The following is a 25,052-nucleotide window of genomic DNA, read 5'->3' on the forward strand; positions in this document are numbered from 1 at the left end:
AGAACTGGACAGATCGCGGTAGCAGCAGTGGTTTCTGTGGGAATGCTGACCCTGACTAGTTGTGTAACCAACACTGACGTGCCAACGACTTTCGCCGCCGCCCTGACCGTCAGAGGCGAGGCGGACCAAGCATCGGCGGAATCTGGCGAATGCACCATCGGAGGGATCCGTGTCGCTCCCAACGACCAAATAAATCTCTTCGGAGACAATGGCGCAGGATCCACCAGATCAATACTCGAAACCAACACCATCGATCAGAAACCTGACGGCACCGGTACCTGCACGTACACCGCCATCTTCGATGCCATCCCCGCGAACCAGAGAAGCTACGACGTGTACTTGAACAACGGCTTCGCCCGGGAGACCTTCACTTCTGACGAACTCAGGCATGACCCCACCTATGTCTTGCACCGAAACTGACGGTGGTCGATTCCGACACTCGTCGTCGGGAAGCGGCGGTTGCAAAGCGGGTGGACCGCAAACGAACGTATTCGGCCCACGAATCGACCCGAATCCGCGCGGTCGGGTGGCCCCGCGAAACTGTCGACCGAAACTCATCCCGAAACCAAATCGACCGAAACGGTCGATTAAACCGTTTTCGGTCGTTCGATTGATTTGCTCATGCGAGGTTCTGGATCTCACATTTGGTCAACTGCTGGGCGCGGCGAGGTGGCGGTACAAGGTCGCACGGCCTATCCCGAGTACGGCCGCGATCTCGCTCTTGGGGGTTCCGTCCTCGATCATGCGCTGAATTTGGCGGGCCTTCGCTGCGTCGATTCGCTTCGGTTGACCGCCGATACGACCTCGTGAGCGGGCAGCGGCAAGGCCGGCGACTGTGCGCTCTTGGATGAGAGCGCGCTCGAATTGTGCTAAGGCGCCGAATATTTGGAAGATGAGCATCCCACCGGGAGATGAAGTGTCGATCGTTTCCGTCAAAGATTTGAACGACACTCCTCGAGACTGGAGATCTTCGACCGTCTCGATCAGATGCGTCAACGATCGACCGAGCCGATCGAGACGCCACACGACCAGGGTGTCGCCAGCCCGAAGATGATCGAGCAGGTCGAGTAGTTCAGGGCGATCGTTCTTCGCGCCGCTCGCCACTTCCTCCCAGACTCGATCGCAGCCGGCCTTCGCCAGAGCGTCTCTCTGCAAATCCAACACCTGGTCGGTGCCACTAACCCTCAGATATCCATAAACGGCGCTCACAAGGGATGACTGTCTCAGAAACGTCAGACACGCTCCAGTGGGCGCAACAGAAGGTGAGACGGGTTTCTGAGACACATCACAGTTCGGTAACGGAAGTGGCAGAATTGCATCCGACACCTACATGGACCGGCGGAAGTTCCCCGCGCGAGCTTCTGCCTCCGGATCGCGGTGGGGGAGTGGCGGGTGTCTCGGCGTCCGGTGTCTCAGAAACGGTCGATTGTGAGAGCGAGGATCGATGCACCTTGTGTGTTCAAGGATCGTGTATCCGGCAGCCGAGGTTTGGCGCTGCTCTGAGTGTAATTCTGGACGCAGACGACGAAAACACTCCACGGTCGGGCCTTCGTCGAGGGGGTCGTGAGAGTCGAGGGCGAATGGTCGAGCCGTTGGGGCCCGAGGGCTCGACCACCGCAGGGCAGCTATTTTCGCTGTATCGAGTTCACAATCGTGCCTGTAATTTTCGGCGGTGAAAATCGGATATCACCGGTCGTGCGCGATGCTAACGACCGTCTGCTTCTCCTCATGCCCATCGTGGATTTGTTGTGGGTCCGGACTGACACAGCCCAACGCGACTGCAGCGTCAACGACTTTTGGCTGAACGAAATGTATTCAGCTGCAGTACTTTCACGAGTCTGCTTACCGATTGGCCGATACGTCGACTACGCGGGAGAAACGCCTCCACGTTGCTGGACGACATTGGCCCTACCCACATCAGGTGCGATGGCATCAGCTTCACCAACCGCGTTCAACAAGGGCGCGGTCGTTACTCCGGGGCAGGGATTCGGACTCAATTACCAACTGCCGCCCACAGGATCCCTGACTTGGGATCTCGTGGGCGGCAGTTGGTGCCCGTGCTCTCTTTTGTTGCCCATCGCATCGCCGCGGGGATCACCGTGACGCCATGATCCTGGGGCCAGACGGATAGGAGAGATCAGCTCATTTCTTCAGCACCCATGAAGCTACCTAGGAACGGTAGCTGCAGTACGGTGCCGAAAAGGATGACGATCTGGGGCCAGTATTTTGTCAGCATAGTGATTCCGTTTCAGTTCGGAGGGAAGACGAGAGCCATTAAGAAAGTAACCAGTGCGCCGACTGTGGCGATTCCTGATCCCGATACAAGAAGTGTGAGGTCTTTGCTCATCCTGATGCTTCTTTCTACAGCTCGATGCCGAAGGAAATATTGAGAGGCATTCTGACGAGGATGTTGAAAAGCATGTCAGAAGCCAACGGTAGGTAGTCTGCCAGCGATAACATTTGTGCTCCTTATACCTGGGCGGGTTGTTCTGCAGAGAATGTGGTGATGAGGGTCGCTAGAGACCCGAACCCGGTGCTGAACAGGGTCTTCAAGAGCTCTCCGAAGGCCGTCCCAAAATCGATCGACACAGTGGTTCCTTTCCATGTAGCTGCGGGATTTCAGATCGAGGAATAGGTCGGTACGATCTGGAATTGTTCGAGGTTGGTCGCATACCAATCGAGAGCGACTCTGACTAGCGCGACGGCAATTGCAGTCATCGACACTGAATTCGCTAGAATTCGCAACTGGCCGAGACGAGGTAACGATATTCGATTCGTTTCGCGGTGTCATGGGTTTCGAAATACTCGAGAAAAGTTTTGGTGGACTACTGCGGAAGTTCGCTTATCGCAGCGACAGAGTTTGACGCAAGTCCAGCTGTCGCGGACGGGCTCGATTGGGGGATACTCCGCTTTGACCGCGAGCATCCCTGCCGACACTGACTTCGACCGCGGCTTCGTCCTGGACCAGCTAGCTAAAACGCGACGTGGAAATTGGTTGCACTCGTTGTGCCGACGGCGTGAGTGGCAAAGTCGCTCTGCGTGACCGGATTATGGAAGACCGTTCCTCCAGGCGAACTGATTTCGACGACGCCGCCCAGCGCCACGGTGCCCACCATGCCGGCGTTGCCCTGGAAGCAGTAACCGCCGTTGGCGTCGGAGGTTGCAGTGTAGGTCGCGACGGTCGACCCGCCCAGCTTGAGCTTGCCGGTGACAACCTTGCCCGACAGTTTGGTGACCGTAGCTGGAGGATCGACATTGTCGACGATCGCGCCCTGGTAGGTGTAACCACACATCTGGTAATTGCCGGTGGGTGCGGGGCCGGCCTGAGCTACACCAGATCCGATAAGTCCCGCCGATGCTACTGCTGCAGCGATGGCGAATCCGATACCTGATTTCCGCATGTGCATTCCTTTCGTTAATGGGGGTATCCCTGAAGGACCCCGAATTTCGAACTCCGACGGCGATACCACGGAGGGAAGCTTTCTTGCAGATCACGGTTTGGCGTCCCAGTCCGTGATGCAGATCACGATAGAGCAAATTTGTTACCGGGGGGCGATTTTGAGCCGCTTTGTTGGAACGCGTTATGTTTTTTCAATATTGCGGAGGGGTCCATATCATGGCAGGTCCAGGCGCTTTATGTGACTGGAGGTACCGGTATGACTACCCGAGACGGAAACGTGTTCATTTTTCGAAACGCTCTTCCGGCTACATCGTAGCCATCTAGTACTAATGCACTAATACTGAAGTACTAAACTGATAAACGCCGGAGGATTTTCGATGAAAAATTGCCCAAGATTACTACTTTGGTTGTAGCGCCAAAGTAGTAGTCCGTTCTTCTTAGGGATATTCTGGCGGCCAGCTCGGTGGGGTCTGATTCGGTAAGATCGGGTTCGCGGTTGCGTCGCTGTCGAAAATCTCCATCGCCACAGCCTGACGTCCATGCGGTGTCATCCGTCCCAAGTCAGATCAGTTGCAGCTCCGCCGGAATGCCCGCCATGATGTTTCGCCGATAACTTATATTATGTCACTTTTTTCTCTTAAGTGACTGTGCAGCAACAAGTTTCGACGTAAGTACTACCTAAATTCAGAGTGGGCGGCCTGCAGTTTCGGCATCTCGAATGTGTTAGTCGGTGGCAACGTCGCGCTCGAGTCGGCGAACAACCATCGATGCTGCTTCGAGCAGAATCGATGGTGGTGCTCGGCCTTGCGTCAGGCATGCTGACGGCCGAGTGGGCGATCGCTAGGGTGATCTCCGCGCGGCGATTTTCGGTCCCTGGCGGTCTCGGTTCTGAATGCCACGGACAGTGGAGGTAGGAGCAGTTCTCGGGCTGTGATGCGAATCAGGGCGCGACGTTCACGCTGGGCAATTGCACTGCTCGGTGTGTTGCGCGCGGTTCGGTGCCCGGCTTCACTTTGATCACTTCGAGAGGATGGTGTTCAGCGCATCGAGTAATGCACCGACTGCGGGAATTCGGGTCGAACTGGCCGCGCGCAGCGAACGTGTCACGGCTGGCTCGGTGGGCAGATATCGCACGCCTGCCGTTTTCGCTCGCGCGGTGTCCGGAACTAGTGCGACAGCGAGCCTCGCTTCGACGAGGGCGAGTTGAGTCGAGTAGTCGGACACCTCGTATCGAATCGTCGGCTCGATTCCAGCCTCGCGTAGTGCATGTACGAGTGCGGAGTGTGCATCAGAACCTTTTGGGCACACCGTCCAGACGGAGGCCGCTTCATCGGCGAGACTCGCCACCTCGCGCCGGTCGTCGGCAGGGACCGCGAGGTGCACGTCCTCGGCGTGGAGGGTATGCACCTCGATGCCTGCTGGGACGGTCGCTGGTCGATGGTCCCAGGACTCGAATACGACGAGATCGAGGGTACGGTGCTGGAGCCTGTCGAGCAGGTCGACTCCTTCTCCGTCAACGACTTCGGGGCGCAGCAGCGGATACGTGCGAGAAAGATCTGCCAGAGCCGGAACCACCAGCCGGCGCAGCGCGCTGGCGACCGCGCCCACTCGCAGAGCTCCAGCAACGGCGGTGTCGATAGAGGCGACGTCGTCTTCGGCCGCGTCGGCGAGGGCGGACATGGCAGACGCGCGCGTCGCCAGCGCCCGCCCCGCGGGAGTCAGCCGTATCGACCTGCCTTCTCTCTCGACGAGTGAGGTCCCAGCTTCTTTCTCCAATTTCCGAATATGTTGCGACACTCCCGGTCCCGTGAGGTGCAAGGACTCCGCGGCCCGGGTCACCGATCCGTGTTCGGCTACCGCTGCGAAAATCTTCATACGATCCCACGACAACATAGAAGTAATGCTACCGTGTTTTCGGAAGAACTGACTATTAGACTTATCGGTTTGTACCTGGTTGCCTTGATGAGGTGACCAAGACCGCGATAGCAGTTACCGCCACCGATCGGGGGGTGGGCGGAAACGCGGCGTTGGTGGTCGCAGGTGCCGCTTCACTTTCTTTGTCCGCCACCTTCGTCAAGCTTTCCGACGTCACCTCCGGCACCGCGGCATTTCTACGCTGTCTGATAGCGCTCGCAGCACTCGTTCCGATGGCCCTGTGGGAACTACACCGGCGCGGGGCGATGCCAACGAAGTTGTACCCCTTGGCTATTGGTGCCGGGATCTTTCTCGGGGCCGACTATGTCATGTGGACCGCGAGCATCCTCGACGTCGGTGCATCGATCGCCACTGTGCTGATCAACGTCCAGGTCATCGTGCTACCTCTGATCGCGCTCGTCGTAGATCGAACCGCCATCCCTCGACGGTTTCTCATGGCTGTTCCCTGCATGCTGCTCGGTGTCGCACTCGCCGGCGGACTCATCGGCGGATCAGGAGCCGACAATGCGCTGCGAGGTTCCATCCTGGGAATCGCAGCCGGTGCCGCATACGCCGCATATCTGTTCATGAACCGCCGTTCCATGCAATCAAGTCCCACCCATCTGGTCACACCGATTTGCGTGGCCACAGCATCGGCAACCGTGACTGCCGGGGTTGTGTCGATAGGCCTCGGTGACCTCGATCTCGACATCTCCGGGTCTGCCTGGGGATGGATGATCGCCCTTGCCCTGCTCGGGCAGGTTGCCGCTTGGTTGTTCATCAGCGCGGGATCCCGATCGTTGGCGGCCAACACTGTCGCTGCCTTGCTCCTGCTACAGCCGGTATTGGCTATCGCTTTCGGCTTTGCCGTTCTCGGCGAACGACCCACCTGGATTCAGCTAGTCGGAGCCGCCGTCGTCGTCGGAGCCGTCTGGACCGCAACCCGAAAACCCCATCACCCTGACTCCACTTCAAGCCACGGAAGAGGCCTTCATGACCCCATCTCCGACGAGCATCGATCGAGTCGTCCTACCCACTGATAGCACCATCCCGGCCACCCGAAGCGCCGAGTACGACACCTACTTCAGAATCTCGCGCAGCGATGACGCACATGCATGGTCGGTCAGTGCCTTGACCGTCGTCACCGCCATCACCGCAGACCTCCCACGATCCACGCTGAACAACGACTCACGGCTACGTCTGCTCGACGCATTGGCAGTGGTCGTCGGCGACGCTGCCGCTGCGGCAGCTGCCGTCGCTGCACAGGAACGAGTCTCCGCACCCACGGCCGCGCCGACGGACCACCTCTCGACCGGCCAAGACGATCGCACCCCGCAAGCACCGAACGGTGCTGCCCGACAAGCGATCACCCGATGGAAGAAAGGCCACCACCTGTTCCACCTCTTCGTCATTTCCATGAACAGTCGACTATCAGCCGTGCTCGACTCACTGGCTACCGAGCAGTGGTCCGACCTCGCCGACCAACTCACCGAACTCGGGGTCCTGTACGCCGGTGCCACCGAGAGCATGCGGTACGCCTCCGATTTCTCCCCGGAGATCTATCGGGACTTCGTCCGACCGTCCATGGAACCGCCTTGGCTCGAACCAGGATTTTCCGCCGTGTTCAACCGAGACCACGACATCATGCTCACCGGAGTCAAGGTCGTACGTACAGCACTCAAGTCGGCTGAGTTATCTGGCGTTGCAGCAGATTCCGCCCGCAAGCTCTGGAAGAGCCAGGCCGAGAACCGTCGAGCTCACCAACTCATCTGCCAGCGATTCGTCCCCGGTGGCGATTCACTGCTCCAAGAGCACTTCGACAGCACCGGTCAGACCAACTGAAAGAGAAAGGCCTCTACGACCCATGATCACTGTCATCGAAACCTGGCACCTGACCACCGAAGCAGCAGAGAATGCCCTCGCAGTCCTACAAGAAATGGACGAACTGCTCGACGACAACGCCCACCACCACCCGGGCTGGGCGGGTCACGCCCGCTTCTTTCAGCACACATCCGACCCCCAACGCGTGACGATGACTTACCCATGGGAGAGCGCCGAGGAAGCAGCCCAACTCATCGACTCGGAGACACGTATACTCGACGACTTCTACCGCCGGTATTGCGAACGCCCCCGCGAGGTCGCCTTCGCACACGAACTCCCGGTTGACGTCGAATGACCCACGCCCCAGCTACATCGACAGGCGACTGGAGCCCCCAGCAGCTCCAGGCTTTCGGTACGGACGCCCTCGAACGAATATGCCGACACTTCGCCGCACTGGATGACGTCCCCGTTACGACCTCAGCGAACGCGGCGGATATCTTCGACGGGATCGACGGTGAGATGCCCGCCAACGCAACAGAGTTCGGCGACATCCTTGACGACACGTGGAACACCGTCGTTCCGCATTTGACTCAGTGGAACCACCCACGATTCCACGCCTATTTCAGCAACAGCTCGTCCGGGCCCGCCATCCTTGCCGAAATGACCGCAGCCGCACTGAACGTCAACGTCATGCTGTGGAAAAGTGCACCGTCCGCTGCCGCGGTGGAGAACACCGTCACCAGGTGGCTCGCGGAACTGCTCGACTACCCGGCCGGGGACGCGCTACTGGTCGACGGCGCATCATTGGGCACCTTCTACGCTCTCGCTGCCGCCCGCCACAAGGCGCAACCCGACATCAGAAATAGCGGAACATCCGGCCAGAGGCCCGGACGCATCTACACCTCCGATCAAGCCCACTCGTCGATCGACAAGGCCGCGATCGCCCTCGGAATCGGTCTCGATAATGTCGTGCGCCTACCGACCTCAGGTACCAACACGCTCGATCCGGCCCATTTGTCGGCCGCCATCGCAAAAGACATCGCCGCCGGGTACACCCCGATCGCCGTCGTTGCGACCGTCGGAACAACCACCTCCGGTGCCCTCGACCCGGTCGAACGGATCGCAACTGTATGCCGTGAACACGGAGTTTGGCTGCATGTCGACGCCGCATACGGCGGTTTCTGGCGGATGGCCCCCACCATCACGAGGATTCTTCCCTCCCTGGCGGCCGCAGATTCTCTCGTCGCCAACCCACACAAAGTGCTCTTCACCCCCATGGAATGCGGAGCGCTGTTCTGCCGCCACACCGGTGCGCTCGAAGCCGCCTTCACCCTGATTCCCGAATACTTACGGACGGACACCACCGGCGGTATCGACTACATGAACTACACCCTGAACCTCGGACGGCAGTTCCGAGCTTTGAAACTGTGGTGGACCCTGCGCGCCTTCGGAATACGAGGCATCGAAACCCGACTCGAACACAGCCTCACTCTGGCAAAGCAGCTCAGAAACCTCCTTGCCGCTGACCCCAGATGGTTACTCGCCAACGACTCCCCTCTCCCCCTACTCTGCCTCCGAATCTCCGCCGACACCGACGCCGACGCCGACGCCGCAACCCGACAGGTGCTAGAGGCGGTCAACAGCACCCACCGGACGCTGCTGTCCCACTCAGAGCTCGACGGCCACTATGTCATCCGGGTTTCCATCGGCAATATCCACACCACCGCCGATCACATCGAGCAGTTGTCCGCCGAACTCACCGCCGCAGCGGACGCGGTTGTCGGTCCATCCCGATCGCTCCTTTCAGTGACCGCCACCCAGCAGGAGGTACCGGCGTCGTGACCACCACCATCTCCAACGAGGCAGTGCTGCACGAGAAAGCTGCAATGCTCTCCACCGTCGGGCGTTGGTCTGCGGCAAACGAGAACCTGCCATGGTCTCCTGCCCCCGACTCGCATGCCATGCGCTGGGGTTATGACGACCTGCGACCGCTCGCGATCGCGGCAGCCGACATGGTCAAAGGCGACCGAGCAGCGCTACGAGTACTGACGCTAGCGAACCCGGGCCATGACCGCGAAGCCGCTGTGGGATACCTCTACTCGGGGTTGCAGATCATCAACCGCGGCGAAGGGATGACCCCTCATCGCCACGCCCCGACAGCTTTGCGATACATGCACGAGGGCGACGGGGCGTGGACCACGGTCGGTGGAACCAAGATGTACCTCGACCCTCGTGACGTCGTGATCACCCCTGCGGGTCAATGGCACGAGCACGGCAACGACAGCCCCACCGACTCCCCCGCCATCTGGCAGGACTGCACCAACGACCCCCTCGTCGGCGCTCTCGCCGCTACACAGTTCGAGCTCTACAGTGGCAGTACAGATCTCGACCGGCGCGGTCTCGGCCAAGATCGCCACCACCGAAACCCACACGAACCATTGCTCTACAAGTGGGACAACGTGATACGCGCACTCCACCAACAAGAACGAACACACGATCCCGATCCGCACGACTCATACCGATACACGTTGCACGCCGAAGGTACTAACGCCCCTGTAACACCAGTCATCGACGCCGCCTTCACACTCGTACCCGCAGGAACCCGAACACTACCCATGCGACGCACCGCCTCGGCTGTACTGATCGGTACCCAAGGCCGGCCTACCGTCTGCATCGACGGAAAAGACTTCCCGTGCAACGAGGGAGACACCATCGCCGTTCCTTCGTGGGCCTCCCTGAGCTACTTCAACGACACTGCCGATCCAGCGGTGCTGTTCGAGTTCAACGACGCACCCACGATGACGGCACTCGGCCTCTACCGCGAAGAGAAAGAGCACGGACGGTGATACAACCAGCAACTATCGCGATCCTGTTATCGGAAGCCGACACCTTGACGCTCAACGGCGGCTCCACTCGACCCTGCGGCTTCTGGGCCGAAGAACTCATCACAGCCCACCAGATCTTCACCACCGCCGACATGGAAATCGTCATCGCGACACCCGAAGGCGGTGCCGCACACGTCGAAGCCGACAGCCTGGATGCCCCTCACAGCCCCGACCCGGACGGATACCGGACGTACCTATCGGGTCTGGGGGAGCAACTAATACGGCCGGTCGCACTGAATCAGCTCGATCCCGCTGCCATCGACGGAATCTTCGTACCAGGCGGCTACGCGCCACTAGTGGACCTGCACAGCGATTCGCGTGTAGGAGACCTCCTACGCGCACTCCGCGGGCGTCGAACCCCGGTCGCCACGGTTTGTCATGGAACAGCAGCATTGCTTGCTGACAGTCCACCCGGGACCGAATGGCCATACGCAGGCATCGCCATGACGAGCTTTTCCGACAACGAAGAAGCTGACGTTGGACTGCTCGCAGCACTCCCCTTCACCGTCGAGCAAGAAATCCGGCGAATGGGAGGCAGCTACACAGCAGGAGACGCCTGGCAGCAGCACATCAAAGTTACTGACACGCTCATTACGGGGCAAAACCCTGCCTCCACCGCAGCTGTCGCCGAGAAACTGGCCCACTGCATCCGAACAGCCACCAGCTACTCGACGTCGGCAACTTCACAAACAAATTCCCGAGCGTACTGAGCTGCTGATGGGACGGATAGCAACGACAGAAAGACAAGAGAAACCCCGAAATAGATTGCACTACAACGAAATGTTCATGAAACGCATCTGCAGCTGTATTTGAGTGCTGGGCCGCTACCAGAGGGAAAGCGGACGTCCTGCAGCCTCGGCCGCAGCGATGCGCTCTTCGATGACGTCGACTCCTACGTTCTGTTCGATCCCGATACGGATCGCGGCGGCGATGGCGCGAGTGCGACCCGCAGGTCCCCGGACGTCGGCGAGGGGGCTGGCGATGTTGCGTCGCCGGAGCTCGTATTCGCTGCGGTTGCTGCGATTGGTTCCCAACTGCATGTGTGCGGGGTTGGTGCAGCCGGCGAAGTCGCATTGATGGCACAGCACCGCGTCGTCGGTGTTGGACCAGCCCAACCTCGAGATGACACCGTATTCGCGTTGGTAGGCGAACAAATGCGCCGGCACGGTCCCGCGCGGCGACGGCCCGGGCAGGCTCGCCGCTCGGAAGGAACCGTGCCCGGTCGATGACACGCCGCCGATCCATGGCCAACACTGCTCCTGGCGGCGTCGAAAGCGTTTGGACTCGAAGCGAGAAACGACGGCAGGATCGTCGAGCCAAGAACGCCACAGACGTTCGGGGATACGTACCGGTTGGGGCTGCCCGATCAACGTCATCTGGAACGCCGGTCGCGCGGGAGTGCCGTGGGGCATGCCGGGCAGTGGCGGTGGAGCATCGTTGACGAACGTCATCGTTTGTTCCTGACGCTTGATCCGGGCTGTTACCGGGTCTGAATGTAGAGACAAGTGCCGACAACCAGTTGAAGATCCGGGGTCTGACCTGTGGTGGGGGTCGGTAACAGTCCGCGGGGCGGCTGAGCAGCACCTGGCGCGGAGAGCGGAGTCCGTCGAAACGGGGTGTAGTCCCAAACCTGGAACAACCTGTTCTCCTCTCCGTAAATAGGGACAGGCCAGGCAGGGTGTGTTCTTGCATGAGGCGGGTCATGAGGGCTTGGGAGCATGTCGCGCTCGTCAGAGTCGCGTACGTCGGGCATGGGTCGAGCGTGGTCCCAGCCCTTCAGATCACACGTCGACGCCGTCCGATGGGCTGCCAAAACGAGTTGCATCACTGCATGATGACGACAAACGCCAGTAGGGCCTCGGGTCCAGCCGAGGCCCTACTGGTTTGTCCGGAGGGGATGTGATCTACGAACTGGATGCCCGAGTCCGCATTCCCTCCACATCAGGTCCGGGGATCTAATGCTTTGGACGTAGGTGCGAAAGTTCGTCCGCATTCCCCTCAGGGTTGGCAACCGGGAGGGTTCCTGGCCACTCGCCTTCTCCCCGATTGGAAGTCGGGTTCCGGGCTAGTGGATAACTTGCTTTCGCGCCTGGGAAGAACAGTACAGGGGCTATTTGAACTTTGCAACTGTGGATCGACCTACGACGGATAGTGGCCGAGTTACCCCTTTCGGTCCGATGATCGAGTGTCGCTGCCGATTGATCCTGCGACGGTTGGAGGCTCGAATATTGGGTATGAGCTGCAGAAATGTTGTAATCCTGATACGTACGAGTTGGCAATGTGTCCTGCCGGTCGGCGGATTGGCAAACGTGTTTGATCTTCTGAAGTCGCAGAAAACCTGGAAGGCTGCAAGCAGGGACCGGTGGACAACCGCCTCGCAGTTGATTAAACGAACCACGACTTGTAGATTATTAGGTACACGTTAGTTGATAAGTCAGTCACCTCTAGGTGAGTGAAGTATGGAGGACATGAATATGACCGGGGAGGCCACTGTAGGGAGCGGCAGCCAGGGCACGAGGAAAATGGGCGCTGAACAGCCAGTTGGTGTCTCCAAAGAGTCTATAAAACTCGCAAAGGAGATTCTCAAAACATCGAATCGGCGAGTGGACATACCCGTGCGGAATTCGTTCGTCCGAGATTCGGAAAACAACGGTGAGACACCCCTGTCACGTCTCGTTGCGGCGAGGGGCCGCGGCAATGCCGTCGCCATTCGACTCTTCCTCGCTCTGATCTGGCGTTGCTCGTCGCCGCCCTTCGATACCGAAATCTCATCTCGAAAGTGGGCAACGCTGCTGAGCCTTGACGATCCAGAGAAGGGGGGCGCGAAACGAATCTCGGATGCACTGAAAACCCTCGAGCGCGAAAGACTCATCAAATTGACCCCCCATCCAGGGCAGCCCTCGACCATCGAGCTTCTTGAAGAAAGCGGTACCGGAGCTGCCTACGAGCTCCCGTCCACCGCCTACGTTCGATCGGGTGATCAGAGAGACCGGCATCTCTACTTCAAAGTGCCTTCTAGATTGTGGACTCGAGGACATATTCAGACGCTGTCGGCCCCTGCGCTAGCTGTGCTGTTGGCTGTTCTTTCGAGCCAAGAAGGACCCGGGAAGCCGGTCTGGTGGTCAACGGCGTTATTCCCTGCGCGCTTTGGCCTTTCACCCGCAACCAGAGCTCGCGGAACCAAGGAGCTTGTCGATCATGGCCTACTGAAGGTCGGGAAGACTCTTGTCACAGAATCGAGTTTCTCCAAACGAGATTTCTCCCGAGAGCGGGTTCGAAACGTATATCGTCTGACCGGAGCAGCGGGGCCTGCCCCAGCCGTCAAGAAACGGCCCAACCGACCCGCCGCAGTGAGTCCGCCCGCAGTTACTGCCGGGACGGCAGCGTTTTTCGTCCAGCGGCCGAAGTAAGGTTCCGTGTTAGCTAGATGCCGGCGGCACCCTCATTCCAGCGTCGCTCGACGAGCCTTGGTAACTACACCACCAATGGATCAAGCTGGGAGCACCTCGCCGCTGGCATGGGGTGCCGCCAAACCTGGGCATCCAATTTCCAATTCGGCGCGCCACAGAGAAACGCACTGCCAACGCCCAAACCACACCCCCTTTCCTCCTCCGCACAGGTCCGTTGACCCCAGGAAACTGGCAGTGATCAGGTAGAATAGACAATGGTGCGCAGCTCCCCTGCGCACCGCCACCCTCGCCCGAGTCGACGAAGGAGCGCCGGTGACCACCGCACGCAACGCGCACTCGCACATGACCGAAGCCCAGATCGACCGAGCCATCGCCGCCGCCACCGCCGGACACCGCATGGCCGGCATGGAACCCAGCGAATACGGCATCGAAGTCGGCCGCCGGCAACTACGCGGAGAAATCACCGGCGACGAAGCAGTCGCACTCGTCCTCGCCGAAAACCGCCGCCGCCGAGCTGCCCGCAGTTGAAAGACCCGTACGTCGACCCCGAAACCGGGGTCCTGATCAACAAACTCGGGCACACCGACCCGCAAGCACTCCTCGAGGACGAAACCGAAGCGGCGTATCAGCGCATCCTGCAACTCGAATTACAGCCCATCGCAGGGAATTTCGACTTCGAACACCTGAAAAAGATCCACCAATTCATCCTCCAAGACGTCTACGACTGGGCAGGCACCCTCCGCACCCGCGACACCGGCGCCGTCGGCATGAACCTCCCACACTGCCGACCCGAACACATCGAAAACCAAGCCGCATTCATCTTCCGCGGAATCGCCAAAGACAACTTCCCCCAAGGACTCCCGAAAGACCGCGCCGTCGACCGACTCGCCTACCACTGGGGCGAAACCACCGTCCTGCACCCGTTCCGAGACGGCAACTCCCGCACACAACGAGTCTTCTTCGACGAACTCCTCAAATCCTCCGGCTGGACCATCGACTGGCAAAAAGTCCACGCCTCCGCAGTACAAGCAGCCCGCTACGTCGCAATGGAAGCAACCCACACACCACTCCGCGACGTCCTCGCCCCCGGCGTACACCGCAACAACACCGAACCACCCCCCTCGCCAACACCCAAGGCACCGTCATTCACCTCGAGGTCGCCGAGCACCACAAAGCGATGATCGAGCACCTCCGCAGCGGAAACCGCGAACCGTACAACCCCAACGAACTCAGCGACATCGCCAACCGAGCCCGCATGAGCTTCCCCGCACCACCCACAACAAACCGAAGCCGCACTGCAGCCTCCGAAGACCCCACCCCAGCACGGCCGAGCCTGCCGAAACGCGAACACGACCTCGGCAGAGACTGACCCTCGCGATTGCGCGGAGTCAGGTCAGATCAGCCGCATCGACGACATACGAAACTGTCGGGACATCCGGCGTCCGCCGGGTACTCCCGCACGTCTCGCACTTTCCCGAATCCTGTGGACTACCGACCACAGTTGCCGTCGATACCCACACCCCACCGCACAGAACGCCCGGCGAAATCTCTTCGGTACACGGCTGCGTCACCGGCGTTGACTGATTCATCAACCCACCGTAGGACAGATTCCGACTCGTGTCAGACACACTCGCACGTAACCCGAAAACCAGAGAGAAGCGCGCCGCCGCCGGTTAACCCCTGCGGCGACGTGCCCTTCACCCTGCGATCAAACTGCGACTAAATCACTACAGGCGTTGCTGCCGAGCCGGCCAGTACTTCCTAATCAACCACCGAACAAGCATCAACAACGCGAAAACAGCCCACGCCGCGAAGAACGAAAATCCTGCACCTACCAGCGCAAGCGCGACGATCACGACCGAATCTGGACCTGCGGATACCAACGCTTCCACTGCCGGCCGGAGCCACAACCAGAGACCCTGTATCAGCAGGTCAATCATCAAAATTGTCTTCTCGCCGCCAGGAACCACCTTGGACCGCTCGACCTTGGACCACCAACGTGTCCAACCCCATCGACCGGTCGGGCCCTGACTAATATCTTTTCTATAATCGTCTTTCATATCTTTCCCGCTTTCTATTGATCCAGTTGAATTGTCTATCGACAGAAAAAGCACACATGTGTGGCGTTCCTTCCAATCAATCTGGTGATGAAACCGATCACGAGGCTCGTGAACGGAAACCAACCATAACAGTGCCAAGCCAATTCCGGTAGCCCTCGTATGGGTACCGAACAAGCTGGTCACCGCTTCGGTTGATGTCATTAGACTACTACGTGTCGAGCATCCCCGTGACGGTAGGGCAAATGAGAACGCGCGTTAAAAGCTATTCAACTTCTTGCCGTAGGGAATGTGTCTAGATAAGTAAAAGAAGAATGTAATCGGATAAGTTAAAGGCGAAGACTCATCATCGAATGAACTTCAATACTGTGGCGAGAAATCTCAATCCAAGGTTGATCAGAGCTGCCGCGGCACCAAGCGTGGCCGGCCTCCGTCGCTCCCGCACAATCACCCCGCCAGCCACCCGAGCGGGAGGTGCAAACGCTGCGTCCGTTGCCGGCAGTGTGTTGGCGCCTGCCCGGCGGCCGGCCACCTACCGGTGTCCCCCGAAATGAGCTCCGCTGCGCTCCGCACCAGCGAAAAGCGTTGATTTGTTTCTCCTTTTTGGCCTTCCGATTCTCGTCGGCGGTGACCTGCGCGCAACCCCTCGCGGCGCAAGCGCCGGCCGATGGCTCCGAGAAATTTTCGCCACTCGCAACCTCCCGTCAAAATTTTCTCGGCCCAGGGGTGGCACTCCGGCCCCCTCATGCCGACGCGATTCTCCTTTGCCAGAAGGCGAAAAAAATTGGCGGGGCACGAGGCCCGGTCACTTTCACAGCAAAGGGGAACGACATACAGAACATCCGTTTGAGGACCGCCACCGACGTCTTGGCCGCAATCCCGGCATTGCTCGGATTCGTCCCCGCCAATTCCGTCGTGATGATCGCTCTCACCGGCCACCCTCGCGTTTGTCGCGCGCACCGATGTCATCGGTGCCGATGCGGCAGCCGACTACAGCACCGCACTCGAGCAAGCCGCCGTCACGTCCGTTATCTGGGTTGTCGTCGGCACCGGTCCGGTGGCAGCCGCCGGACTCGATCAGATCGAGGCAGCTCAGCGCGAGCTCGACAGCATGGGAATCCGCAGCATCCGCACCCTTGCCGCGGAATCCCTCGCGGTCGGAGCGGGGGTGGTTCGACACCACCGGCGAGGTGCCTGACCAGCAATGCATGTTCTGCGTCTCATGCATTAGTTGCTCTGTCGCGGGTTCGCTTTGGCCACTGGGCCGGGCATTTGCGTTTCGTCCGTGTTCGCCGGCTGGGTCACGGGCTCCTCCGAAGGCGTTTGTCTGAAATGTCGTCCCCATCGGGGACGCCTCAACCCCGAGACTTCAGCGCCGCCCGCGCAGCATTGAACCCACCCATCCCGTGGACCCCGCCGCCCGGGGGAGTTGCGGACGAGCAGAGGTACACGCCCGGGGCCCCGGTGGCATAGGGGTCCAGTCCGAATCGGGGGCGCGCGATGATCTGCCGCGCCGTGTTCGCACCCGCGGAGATGTCGCCGCCCACATAGTTGGGGTTGTAGGCCTGCATCTGCGGCACATTGCGCACGTGGACGCCCACGACCCGGTCCCGGAACCCCGGCGCAAAGCGCTCGATCTGACGCGTGATCGCATCGGTGGCGTCATCCGGATAGCCATGCGGCACATGCGCATACGCCCACACTGGGTGGATGTCTCCCACAGATCGGGAGGGGGCGGCCAAGAACTGCTGGCCCAACAGAATGAAGGGCTTGTCCGGCATCTGACCCCGTACGGTCTGGCGTTCGACAGCAGCAGTTTGCGAAATCGTCCCGGACAGGTGCAGGGTGCCGGCCTTGCGGGCCTGCGGATTCGTCCACGGCACGACGCTTCCGTCGGAGTCACCACGCACGGCGTAGTCGACCTTGTAGGCGGCGGTGCCGTAGCGGAATTTGCGGTAGGCCCGGGCGATGCGGTCGGGCTGCCGGCCGTCGAGCAGGCGCCCGGCCGCATCGGGGGCGATGTCGAGCATGACGATGTCGTAACCGGCGATCTGGGAGTAGTTGGTCACCCAGTTCCCGGTTTCGATGGTGCCACCGAGGCTGCGCAGGATCGAGGCGAGCGCCTCCGCAATTGATCCTGAACCCCCTTGCGCCACAGGCCAACCGTGAGCATGAGCGGCCGCAGTGAGCATCGAGCCGACAGCACTGGAGAGAGGAAGGGTGAGCGTCCCGAACATGTGCGCCGCGACGCCACCGAACAGCGCCCGCGCCTGTGGGGTCTTGAACATCCGAGCGAAACCCGTCGCGGGAAGCAGAGCGCCCGTCCCGAAACGGGCGAGCATCAGCGGGTGCTTCGGAACGTGCACGATCGGCTGGAAGACGTCCTGCACCAACTCGTCGAAGTTCTCGGCAAGGTATCCGAAGACGTCGAGCCAGCGCTTACCGTCGGCACCCAGTCCCTCAGCGGTCCGGTTGATATCGCGCCACAGAACCCCGGCGGTGCCGTCGTCGAGTGGATGGACCAGATCGATCTCGGGCCACAGCCACGTCAGGCCATGCTTGGCGAGCCCGAATTCGCGGTCGAGTTCCTTGAAGTAGGGAGAAGCCAAAGCGGTGGGATGGAAGGCGGAGCAATCGTCGTGGACGAGTCCGTCGACTATGTATTCGCTACTGCGGGTGCCACCGCCGATCTTGTCCGCACCCTCGATGACATGGACGTCGATTCCGGCGCGGGCGAGTTCGATCGCCGCCGCGAGACCGTTGGGGCCACTGCCCACCACTACTGCTGTTGTCATTTGCGCTTCGCCACCCGTCTTCTCAAGGGTGAGCCTACGGAAATTACAGCGATGGCATTCTGCGAGCAAACAATTCAGGCCTAGACCTTGGTTGATCGATCAACTTTTGTTACAGTTCGAGGCGCACTGGCCGCAGCTGATTCTTATCGCTGCGGCCAGTTGTTGCATTCATCGCCCATCGCGCCTGTTTCCTGCGGATTCGGTATCCTGTGAATCGGAACTTCTCTGCACAGACGCAGCTCCGAAATCTGTCGAGGGGCCTTCTGGCTCCCTGCATCGCCGCAGTTCAGAGCAATTATAGGGCTACCTTAGTTGCGCCCGTGCCGGGGTTCTGAATTATCGTTTTCGTTACACGGTTGACTCACAAAAGTTTCAACCGACCGAAGACTCACGTCGCCGGGTGCCAGAACGCACACCATCGCGTCTGCGCAGGGCGGCTACTTCGGTGGTACCGAACACATCGTCGTGTCGGTGCTTTGAAGGACTTGCATTGCAAGTTGATGGCCATCAGCGCTGCTGGTCGTCGGTGCATCTTTATGGCATACGAAGGCTGGGTATGAAGCAACTTCCAGGCCCCCAGGGCCTCTATCACCCGTCCAATGAGCACGACTCCTGTGGAGTCGCATTTGTTGTCGACATGCATGGTCGCCGCAGCAGGGACATCGTCGAAAAGGCGATCACCGCTCTGGTCAACCTCGAGCATCGCGGCGCTGCCGGATCAGAACCCAACACGGGTGACGGTGCGGGCATTCTGCTGCAGGTTCCCGACAAGTTCTTCCGAGCTGTCGTGGACTTCGCGCTGCCCGCCGAAGGCGCGTACGCAACCGGTATCGCATTCCTCCCGCAGGGCGATGCCGATGCACACGAGGCTGCTGCTGCAGTCGAGAAGATCGTCGTCGAAGAGGGCCTCAAGGTTCTCGGCTGGCGCGAGGTCGGAACCGACGACTCCTCGCTTGGCGCATTGGCGCGCGACGCGATGCCGACGTTCCGTCAGATCTTCATCGGCTCCGAGGGTGACAAGTACACCGGCATGGATCTCGAGCGTCGTGCATACGTGGTGCGTAAGCGCACCGAGCACGAACTCGGCTCCGAAGGCGCCGGCAAGGGTGGCCCGGGTAGCGAGACCGTGTACTTCCCCAGCCTGTCCGGCCAGACGTTCGTCTACAAGGGCATGCTCACCACCCCGCAGCTCAAGGGTTTCTACCTCGACCTGCAGGACGATCGTGTCGAGAGCGCACTGGGCCTGGTCCACTCGCGCTTCTCCACCAACACGTTCCCGTCGTGGCCGCTGGCGCACCCGTTCCGCCGGGTCGCTCACAACGGTGAGATCAACACCGTCACCGGCAACGAGAACTGGATGCGCGCTCGCGAGTCCCTGATCGACAGCGACGTCTTCGGTGGCCGCGAGAACCTGGACAAGATCTTCCCGATCTGCACCCAGGGCGCCAGTGACACCGCTCGTTTCGACGAGGTGCTCGAGATGCTGCACCTCGCCGGCCGCAGCCTGCCGCACGCAGTTCTCATGATGATCCCGGAAGCCTGGGAGAAGCACGAGAGCATGGACCCCGCTCGTCGGGCGTTCTACGAGTACCACTCGGCTCTCATGGAGCCCTGGGACGGACCGGCGTCGGTGTGCTTCACCGACGGCACCGTCATCGGCGCCGTGCTGGACCGCAACGGTCTGCGTCCGTCGCGTCTGTGGATCACCGAAGACGGCCTCGTCGTCATGGCGTCGGAGGTCGGCGTTCTGCCGATCGATCCGTCCACCGTGGTCCGCAAGGTCCGCCTCCAGCCCGGCCGCATGTTCCTCGTGGACACCGCGCAGGGCCGGGTCATCAGCGACGACGAACTCAAGTCCGAACTCGCTGCCGAGCACCCGTACCAGCAGTGGATCGACGAAGGTCTGATCCACATGGACGACCTGCCGGACCGCCCGTACACGTACATGTCGCACGAGCGCGTCGTTCTGCGTCAGCAGCTCTTCGGTTTCACCAGCGAAGAGGTCAACCTGCTGGTCAAGCCGATGGCACTCTCCGGTGCCGAGGCACTGGGCTCGATGGGTACCGACACTCCGATCGCCGTGCTCTCGTCACGTCCCCGGATGCTGTTCGACTACTTCTCGCAGCTCTTCGCTCAGGTCACCAACCCGCCTCTCGACGCGATTCGTGAAGAGGTTGTCACCAGCCTCGGCGCGACCATCGGCCCCGAGGGCGACCTGCTGCACCCGAATGCGGACTCCTGCAAGCAGATTGCGCTCCCGCAGCCGATCCTGCACAACGACGATCTGTCGAAGCTCGTTCACGTCAACGACGACGGCGAATTCCCGGGCTTCCGCAGTGTCGTGATCCGCGGCCTGTACCCCGTCAAGGAAGGCGGCGACGGTATCCGTCGTGCGCTCGAGGGCATCAAGTACCAGGTCTCGCAGGCAATCGAGGGTGGCGCACGCATCGTCGTGCTCTCGGACCGCGAGTCCACCGAGGACTACGCGCCGATCCCGTCGCTGCTCCTCACCTCGGCCGTGCACCACCACCTGGTTCGTGAGAAGTCGCGCACCAAGGTCGGCCTCATCGTCGAGGCCGGCGACGCCCGCGAGGTGCACCACATGGCGCTCCTCATCGGCTTCGGTGCCGCAGCGGTCAATCCGTACATGGCTTTCGAGACCATCGACGAGTTCCTGCAGAACAAGGAACTCGAGGGCCTGACTCTCGAGAAGGGCATCGCGAACTACATCAAGGCAGCCGGCAAGGGTGTCCTGAAGGTGATGTCCAAGATGGGCATCTCGACGCTCGCGTCGTACACCGGTGCTCAGCTGTTCCAGGTCATCGGCCTCTCGCAGGAGCTGACGGACGAGTACTTCACCGGTCTGCAGTCGCAGCTCGGTGGCATCGGCCTCGACCAGATCGCAGCCGACGTCGAAGCACGTCACCGCATCGCGTACCTCGATCGCCCCGAAGAGCGCGCTCACCGCGAGCTCGAGGTCGGCGGCGAGTACCAGTGGCGTCGTGAAGGCGAGTACCACCTGTTCAACCCGGACACGGTCTTCAAGCTCCAGCACGCAACTCGCACAGGTCAGTACGAGGTGTTCAAGGAGTACACGACTATGGTCAACGACCAGTCGGAGCGCCTTGCCGCTCTGCGTGGTCTGTTCGACTTCAACATCGGCAAGCGGCCGTCGATCTCGATCGACGAGGTCGAGCCGGCCAGCGAGATCGTCAAGCGTTTCTCGACGGGTGCGATGAGCTACGGCTCCATCTCCGCCGAGGCTCACGAGACTCTCGCCATCGCGATGAACCGTCTGGGCGCCCGCTCCAATTCCGGTGAGGGCGGCGAACATCCGTCGCGCTTCACGCCGGACGAGAACGGCGATCTGCGACGCAGTGCCATCAAGCAGGTCGCGTCGGGACGCTTCGGTGTCACCTCGCACTACCTGAGCAACTGCACCGACATCCAGATCAAGATGGCGCAGGGAGCCAAGCCCGGTGAGGGCGGCCAGCTTCCGGCTCACAAGGTGTACCCGTGGGTGGCCGAGGTTCGGCACTCCACGCCTGGCGTCGGGCTGATTTCGCCGCCGCCGCACCACGACATCTACTCGATCGAGGATCTCGCGCAGCTGATCCACGACCTGAAGAACGCCAACCCGCAGGCCCGCATCCACGTGAAGCTGGTCTCCGAGGTCGGCGTCGGAACCGTCGCGGCCGGTGTCTCCAAGGCACATGCCGACGTCGTTCTGATCTCCGGTCACGACGGTGGCACCGGTGCCACCCCGCTGACCTCCGTCAAGCACGCGGGCGCACCGTGGGAGCTCGGCCTCGCCGAGACCCAGCAGACGTTGCTGCTCAACGGTCTTCGTGACCGCATCGTCGTGCAGGTCGACGGCCAGCTCAAGACGGGTCGCGACGTCGTCGTTGCTGCCCTGCTCGGCGGCGAGGAGTTCGGTTTCGCCACCGCACCGCTGGTTGTCTCGGGCTGCATCATGATGCGCGTCTGCCACCTCGACACCTGCCCCGTCGGTGTCGCGACACAGAACCCGTTGCTGCGTCAGCGTTTCAGTGGCAAGCCGGAATTCGTCGAGAACTTCTTCATGTTCATCGCCGAGGAGGTTCGCGAGCTTCTCGCCGAACTCGGTTTCCGCACGCTGCTCGAAGCAGTCGGCCAGGTCGACATGCTGGACACCACGCGCGCTCTCGATCACTGGAAGGGAAGCAAGGCAGGCAATCTCGATCTGTCGCCGATCCTGACCCAGGTCGAGTCCGCGTTCATGGACCAGGACGTCCACTGCACCGGAACGCAGGATCACGGTCTCGACAAGGCGCTCGATCAGCAGTTGATCGTCTCGGCCCGCAACGCACTCGACAAGGGTGAGGCGGTCTCGTTCGAGTCCGCGATCACCAACGTCAACCGCACGGTCGGCACCATGCTCGGCCACGAGGTCACCAAGGCGTTCGGTGGAGAGGGCTTGCCCGAGGGCACCATCGACATCACGTTCACCGGTTCCGCCGGTAACAGCTTCGGTGCTTTCGTGCCCAGCGGTATGACCCTGCGCCTGCACGGCGACGCCAACGACTTCGTCGGCAAGGGCCTCTCGGGTGGACGCATCGTCGTACGCCCGCCGCTCGATGCAGCGGAAGGCTTTGTCGCCGAGGACAACATCATCGGTGGCAACGTCATCCTGTTCGGCGCCACCAGCGGCGAGGCTCTGCTTCGCGGTGTCGTCGGCGAACGCTTCGCAGTCCGTAACTCCGGCGCCACTGCCGTCGTCGAGGGTGTGGGCGATCATGGTTGCGAGTACATGACGGGTGGAAAGGTGGTCATCCTCGGAGCCACCGGACGTAACTTCGGCGCCGGCATGTCCGGTGGCGTCGCGTACATCTACAACCCCGACAAGGCATTCGAGAAGAACCTCAACACCGAACTGGTGGACCTCGAGGATCTTTCGGGCGACGACTTCACCTGGTTGAAGAGCGTCATCGAACGTCATCGCGACGAAACCGGCTCCGAGGTTGCCACGCGCATCCTCGGCGACTGGTCGCAGCAGGTGGGTCACTTCGCAAAGGTGATGCCCCGCGACTACAAGAAGGTTCTTTTGGCCATCGCGGCCGCAGAGAAGGATGGCAAGAACGTGGACGAGGCAGTTATGGAGGCAGCTCGTGGGTGATCCAAGCGGCTTCCTGAAGCACACGTCGCGCGAACTTCCGGTTCGCCGGCCGGTGCCGTTGCGCCTGCTCGACTGGAAAGAGGTCTACGAGGAGTTCCCGAAGGAAACCCTCCAGACCCAGGCCAGCCGTTGCATGGACTGCGGAATTCCTTTCTGCCACAACGGTTGCCCTCTCGGAAACTTGATTCCCGAGTGGAACGACCTGGTCTTCAAGGACCACTGGCACGACGCCATCGAGCGTCTGCATGCGACCAACAACTTCCCGGAGTTCACCGGTCGTCTGTGCCCCGCGCCCTGTGAGGCGTCCTGTGTCCTTGGCATCAACCAGGATCCGGTCACCATCAAGCAGGTCGAGGTCGAGATTATCGACAAGGCCTTCGACGAAGGGTGGGTAAAGCCGGTTCGCGCCGCGCACGCCACCAACAAGAGGGTCGCAGTTGTCGGCAGTGGTCCGGCCGGTCTGGCTGCAGCGCAGCAGCTGACCCGCGCCGGTCACGCAGTGACGGTCTTCGAGCGGGCAGACCGCATCGGCGGCCTGCTGCGCTACGGCATCCCCGAGTTCAAGATGGAGAAGCGGCACATCGACCGCCGTCTCGAGCAGATGGAAGCCGAAGGCACCGTCTTCAAGACCAACGTCAATGTCGGCGTGGACATCACCGCGGACGAGCTGCGCGAGCAGTTCGACGCAGTGGTTCTGGCCGGCGGCGCCACCGCAGCTCGCGATCTGCCGATCCCGGGCCGCGAACTGGACGGCATCCACCAGGCGATGGAGTTCCTGCCGATCGCCAACCGTGTGCAGTTGGGTGACCTCGACGCTCCCACCATCACCGCTGAGGGCAAGAAGGTTGTCATCATCGGCGGCGGCGATACCGGCGCGGACTGCCTCGGCACCTCGCACCGTCAGGGCGCAGCCAGCGTGCACCAGTTCGAGATCATGCCGCGTCCGCCGGAGACTCGCGCCGAGCAGACTCCGTGGCCGACGTACCCGCTCATGTTCCGCGTGGCTTCGGCTCACGAGGAAGGCGGCGAGCGTCTGTTCTCCGTCAACACCGAGAACTTCGTCGGTGAAAACGGCAAGGTCACCGGACTCAAGGCTCACGAGGTCGAGATGAAGTCGGGTCGTTTCGAGAAGGTCGAGGGCTCGGACTTCGAGCTCGAAGCCGATCTCGTGCTCCTGGCAATGGGCTTCGTCGGCCCCGAGAAGCCGGGTCTGCTCACCGATCTCGGTGTCGACTTGAACGAGCGCGGCAACGTCGCCCGCACGTCGAAGTGGAACACCAACGTCGACGGCGTGTTCGTGGCCGGTGACATGGGCCGCGGTCAGTCCCTGATCGTCTGGGCCATCGCCGAGGGACGTTCCGCAGCAGCCGCTGTGGACACCTACCTCGAGGGTGTCACCGCCCTTCCGTCACCGATCCACCCGACAGCGGCTCCGCAGCGCTAGAGGCTCTTACAAAGCCGCACCCCATCGCATTCGGTGGGGTGCGGCTTTGTTTCTGCAAGTAGTTCGCACGATCTGTAACAAACCTTCATCAATCGTGCATCGGACAGACACAACGCCCAGACAGTATGATTCCGGAGCATCGATAGTGGTGTATGGGTTGCTTAAGTTAAA

The 25,052-nt window shown here is 61.0% G+C and carries 19 protein-coding genes and 1 pseudogene; 12 read left to right on the forward strand and 8 right to left on the reverse strand.

Annotated elements, in window-relative coordinates; translation table 11 throughout:
* Window positions 1-42 precede the first annotated feature (42 nt).
* Window positions 43-420, forward strand: coding sequence for a hypothetical protein (locus FEZ59_RS05795; RefSeq protein ID WP_242459743.1), 378 nt, complete (start codon window positions 43-45; stop codon window positions 418-420).
* Window positions 421-648: 228 nt separating this feature from the next.
* Here the strand turns inward: FEZ59_RS05795 and FEZ59_RS05800 are convergent, their stop codons facing one another.
* From FEZ59_RS05800 to FEZ59_RS05810, 3 genes are all read right to left on the reverse strand, one after another.
* Entirely contained in the window at window positions 649-1,209 is a 561-nt protein-coding gene (locus tag FEZ59_RS05800; protein ID WP_172932394.1) for a recombinase family protein, read from the reverse strand.
* 1,763 nt (window positions 1,210-2,972) lie between these two features.
* Complete coding sequence (locus FEZ59_RS05805; RefSeq protein WP_172932395.1) at window positions 2,973-3,401, reverse strand: hypothetical protein; 429 nt, start codon at window positions 3,399-3,401, stop codon at window positions 2,973-2,975.
* Between the two features lie 1,016 nt (window positions 3,402-4,417).
* The gene (locus tag FEZ59_RS05810; protein WP_172932396.1) at window positions 4,418-5,293 is read right to left on the reverse strand and encodes a LysR family transcriptional regulator; all 876 of its coding nucleotides are present in this window, start codon (window positions 5,291-5,293) and stop codon (window positions 4,418-4,420) included.
* Between the two features lie 74 nt (window positions 5,294-5,367).
* Between FEZ59_RS05810 and FEZ59_RS05815 the strand changes: the two genes are divergently transcribed.
* The 6 genes from FEZ59_RS05815 to FEZ59_RS05840 are packed head-to-tail and all read left to right on the forward strand — an operon-like array spanning window position 5,368 to window position 10,730.
* Window positions 5,368-6,354 carry a DMT family transporter gene (locus FEZ59_RS05815; protein ID WP_346343220.1) on the forward strand — a complete coding sequence of 329 codons (987 nt, stop codon included), beginning with the start codon at window positions 5,368-5,370 and terminating at the stop codon, window positions 6,352-6,354.
* Complete coding sequence (locus FEZ59_RS05820) at window positions 6,308-7,156, forward strand: hypothetical protein (RefSeq protein ID WP_172932397.1); 849 nt, start codon at window positions 6,308-6,310, stop codon at window positions 7,154-7,156. The genes FEZ59_RS05815 and FEZ59_RS05820 overlap by 47 nt, the downstream gene beginning before the upstream one ends.
* Before the next feature lie 22 nt (window positions 7,157-7,178).
* Entirely contained in the window at window positions 7,179-7,490 is a 312-nt protein-coding gene (locus tag FEZ59_RS05825) for a hypothetical protein (RefSeq protein ID WP_172932398.1), read from the forward strand.
* On the forward strand, window positions 7,487-8,977 hold the full coding sequence (locus FEZ59_RS05830) for an aminotransferase class I/II-fold pyridoxal phosphate-dependent enzyme (RefSeq protein ID WP_172932399.1): 1,491 nt from the start codon (window positions 7,487-7,489) through the stop codon (window positions 8,975-8,977). The genes FEZ59_RS05825 and FEZ59_RS05830 overlap by 4 nt, the downstream gene beginning before the upstream one ends.
* Window positions 8,974-9,981, forward strand: coding sequence for a cupin domain-containing protein (locus FEZ59_RS05835; RefSeq protein WP_172932400.1), 1,008 nt, complete (start codon window positions 8,974-8,976; stop codon window positions 9,979-9,981). The genes FEZ59_RS05830 and FEZ59_RS05835 overlap by 4 nt, the downstream gene beginning before the upstream one ends.
* The gene (locus FEZ59_RS05840) at window positions 9,978-10,730 is read left to right on the forward strand and encodes a type 1 glutamine amidotransferase domain-containing protein (RefSeq protein WP_172932401.1); all 753 of its coding nucleotides are present in this window, start codon (window positions 9,978-9,980) and stop codon (window positions 10,728-10,730) included. The genes FEZ59_RS05835 and FEZ59_RS05840 overlap by 4 nt, the downstream gene beginning before the upstream one ends.
* A 114-nt stretch (window positions 10,731-10,844) precedes the next feature.
* Here FEZ59_RS05840 and FEZ59_RS05845 read toward each other — a convergent pair whose 3' ends face one another.
* Window positions 10,845-11,471, reverse strand: coding sequence for a hypothetical protein (locus FEZ59_RS05845; protein WP_172932402.1), 627 nt, complete (start codon window positions 11,469-11,471; stop codon window positions 10,845-10,847).
* A 2,271-nt stretch (window positions 11,472-13,742) separates the two neighbouring features.
* On the opposite strand from FEZ59_RS05845, the gene FEZ59_RS05850 reads away from it, so the two are divergent.
* Entirely contained in the window at window positions 13,743-13,958 is a 216-nt protein-coding gene (locus FEZ59_RS05850; protein WP_172932403.1) for an antitoxin VbhA family protein, read from the forward strand.
* Window positions 13,955-14,611: a Fic family protein gene (locus FEZ59_RS05855; RefSeq protein WP_242459735.1), complete on the forward strand. Its 657-nt coding sequence runs from the start codon at window positions 13,955-13,957 to the stop codon at window positions 14,609-14,611. Before FEZ59_RS05850 ends, FEZ59_RS05855 begins: the two co-directional genes overlap by 4 nt.
* A gap of 207 nt (window positions 14,612-14,818) precedes the next feature.
* On the opposite strand, the gene FEZ59_RS05860 is transcribed toward FEZ59_RS05855, so the two are convergent.
* Complete coding sequence (locus FEZ59_RS05860; protein ID WP_172932404.1) at window positions 14,819-15,019, reverse strand: hypothetical protein; 201 nt, start codon at window positions 15,017-15,019, stop codon at window positions 14,819-14,821.
* Between the two features lie 138 nt (window positions 15,020-15,157).
* Window positions 15,158-15,691, reverse strand: a complete 534-nt coding sequence (locus tag FEZ59_RS05865) for a hypothetical protein (protein ID WP_134998639.1) — start codon at window positions 15,689-15,691, stop codon at window positions 15,158-15,160.
* Window positions 15,692-16,213: 522 nt separating this feature from the next.
* Between FEZ59_RS05865 and FEZ59_RS30390 the strand changes: the two are divergent.
* Window positions 16,214-16,401 (forward strand): annotated as a pseudogene (locus FEZ59_RS30390) (hypothetical protein); the annotation flags it as partial.
* A gap of 14 nt (window positions 16,402-16,415) precedes the next feature.
* On the opposite strand, the gene FEZ59_RS29960 reads toward FEZ59_RS30390, so the two are convergent.
* Both FEZ59_RS29960 and FEZ59_RS05875 read right to left on the reverse strand, forming a co-directional pair.
* Entirely contained in the window at window positions 16,416-16,715 is a 300-nt protein-coding gene (locus FEZ59_RS29960) for a hypothetical protein (protein WP_242459766.1), read from the reverse strand.
* A 127-nt stretch (window positions 16,716-16,842) separates the two neighbouring features.
* A complete protein-coding gene (locus FEZ59_RS05875; RefSeq protein WP_172932405.1) occupies window positions 16,843-18,282 on the reverse strand; it encodes an NAD(P)/FAD-dependent oxidoreductase in 1,440 nt (479 codons plus the stop codon).
* Between the two features lie 556 nt (window positions 18,283-18,838).
* Between FEZ59_RS05875 and gltB the strand changes: the two genes are divergently transcribed.
* Both gltB and FEZ59_RS05885 read left to right on the forward strand, forming a co-directional pair.
* Complete coding sequence (gltB, locus tag FEZ59_RS05880) at window positions 18,839-23,437, forward strand: glutamate synthase large subunit (protein WP_020968012.1); 4,599 nt, start codon at window positions 18,839-18,841, stop codon at window positions 23,435-23,437.
* Window positions 23,430-24,881 (forward strand): glutamate synthase subunit beta, encoded by a 1,452-nt coding sequence (locus FEZ59_RS05885; RefSeq protein ID WP_020968013.1) that lies wholly within the window; start codon window positions 23,430-23,432, stop codon window positions 24,879-24,881. Before gltB ends, FEZ59_RS05885 begins: the two co-directional genes overlap by 8 nt.
* Window positions 24,882-25,052: the final 171 nt, after the last annotated feature.

The organism is Rhodococcus sp. MS13 (genome assembly GCF_013277835.1).
GTDB classification, from domain to species: domain Bacteria; phylum Actinomycetota; class Actinomycetes; order Mycobacteriales; family Mycobacteriaceae; genus Rhodococcus_F; species Rhodococcus_F erythropolis.

What these genes read in the sequence shown, in the direction of transcription:
- FEZ59_RS29960 (WP_242459766.1), bottom strand. Translation starts at nt 16,715, where the DNA reads ATGCATGAGACGCAGAACATGCATTGCTGGTCAGGCACCTCGCCGGTG.
- FEZ59_RS05830 (WP_172932399.1), top strand. Translation starts at nt 7,487, where the DNA reads ATGACCCACGCCCCAGCTACATCGACAGGCGACTGGAGCCCCCAGCAG.
- gltB (WP_020968012.1), top strand. Translation starts at nt 18,839, where the DNA reads ATGAAGCAACTTCCAGGCCCCCAGGGCCTCTATCACCCGTCCAATGAG.
- FEZ59_RS05875 (WP_172932405.1), bottom strand. Translation starts at nt 18,282, where the DNA reads ATGACAACAGCAGTAGTGGTGGGCAGTGGCCCCAACGGTCTCGCGGCG.
- FEZ59_RS05825 (WP_172932398.1), top strand. Translation starts at nt 7,179, where the DNA reads ATGATCACTGTCATCGAAACCTGGCACCTGACCACCGAAGCAGCAGAG.
- FEZ59_RS05805 (WP_172932395.1), bottom strand. Translation starts at nt 3,401, where the DNA reads ATGCGGAAATCAGGTATCGGATTCGCCATCGCTGCAGCAGTAGCATCG.
- FEZ59_RS05820 (WP_172932397.1), top strand. Translation starts at nt 6,308, where the DNA reads ATGACCCCATCTCCGACGAGCATCGATCGAGTCGTCCTACCCACTGAT.
- FEZ59_RS05845 (WP_172932402.1), bottom strand. Translation starts at nt 11,471, where the DNA reads ATGACGTTCGTCAACGATGCTCCACCGCCACTGCCCGGCATGCCCCAC.
- FEZ59_RS05795 (WP_242459743.1), top strand. Translation starts at nt 43, where the DNA reads ATGCTGACCCTGACTAGTTGTGTAACCAACACTGACGTGCCAACGACT.
- FEZ59_RS05810 (WP_172932396.1), bottom strand. Translation starts at nt 5,293, where the DNA reads ATGTTGTCGTGGGATCGTATGAAGATTTTCGCAGCGGTAGCCGAACAC.
- FEZ59_RS05860 (WP_172932404.1), bottom strand. Translation starts at nt 15,019, where the DNA reads ATGAATCAGTCAACGCCGGTGACGCAGCCGTGTACCGAAGAGATTTCG.
- FEZ59_RS05865 (WP_134998639.1), bottom strand. Translation starts at nt 15,691, where the DNA reads ATGACATCAACCGAAGCGGTGACCAGCTTGTTCGGTACCCATACGAGG.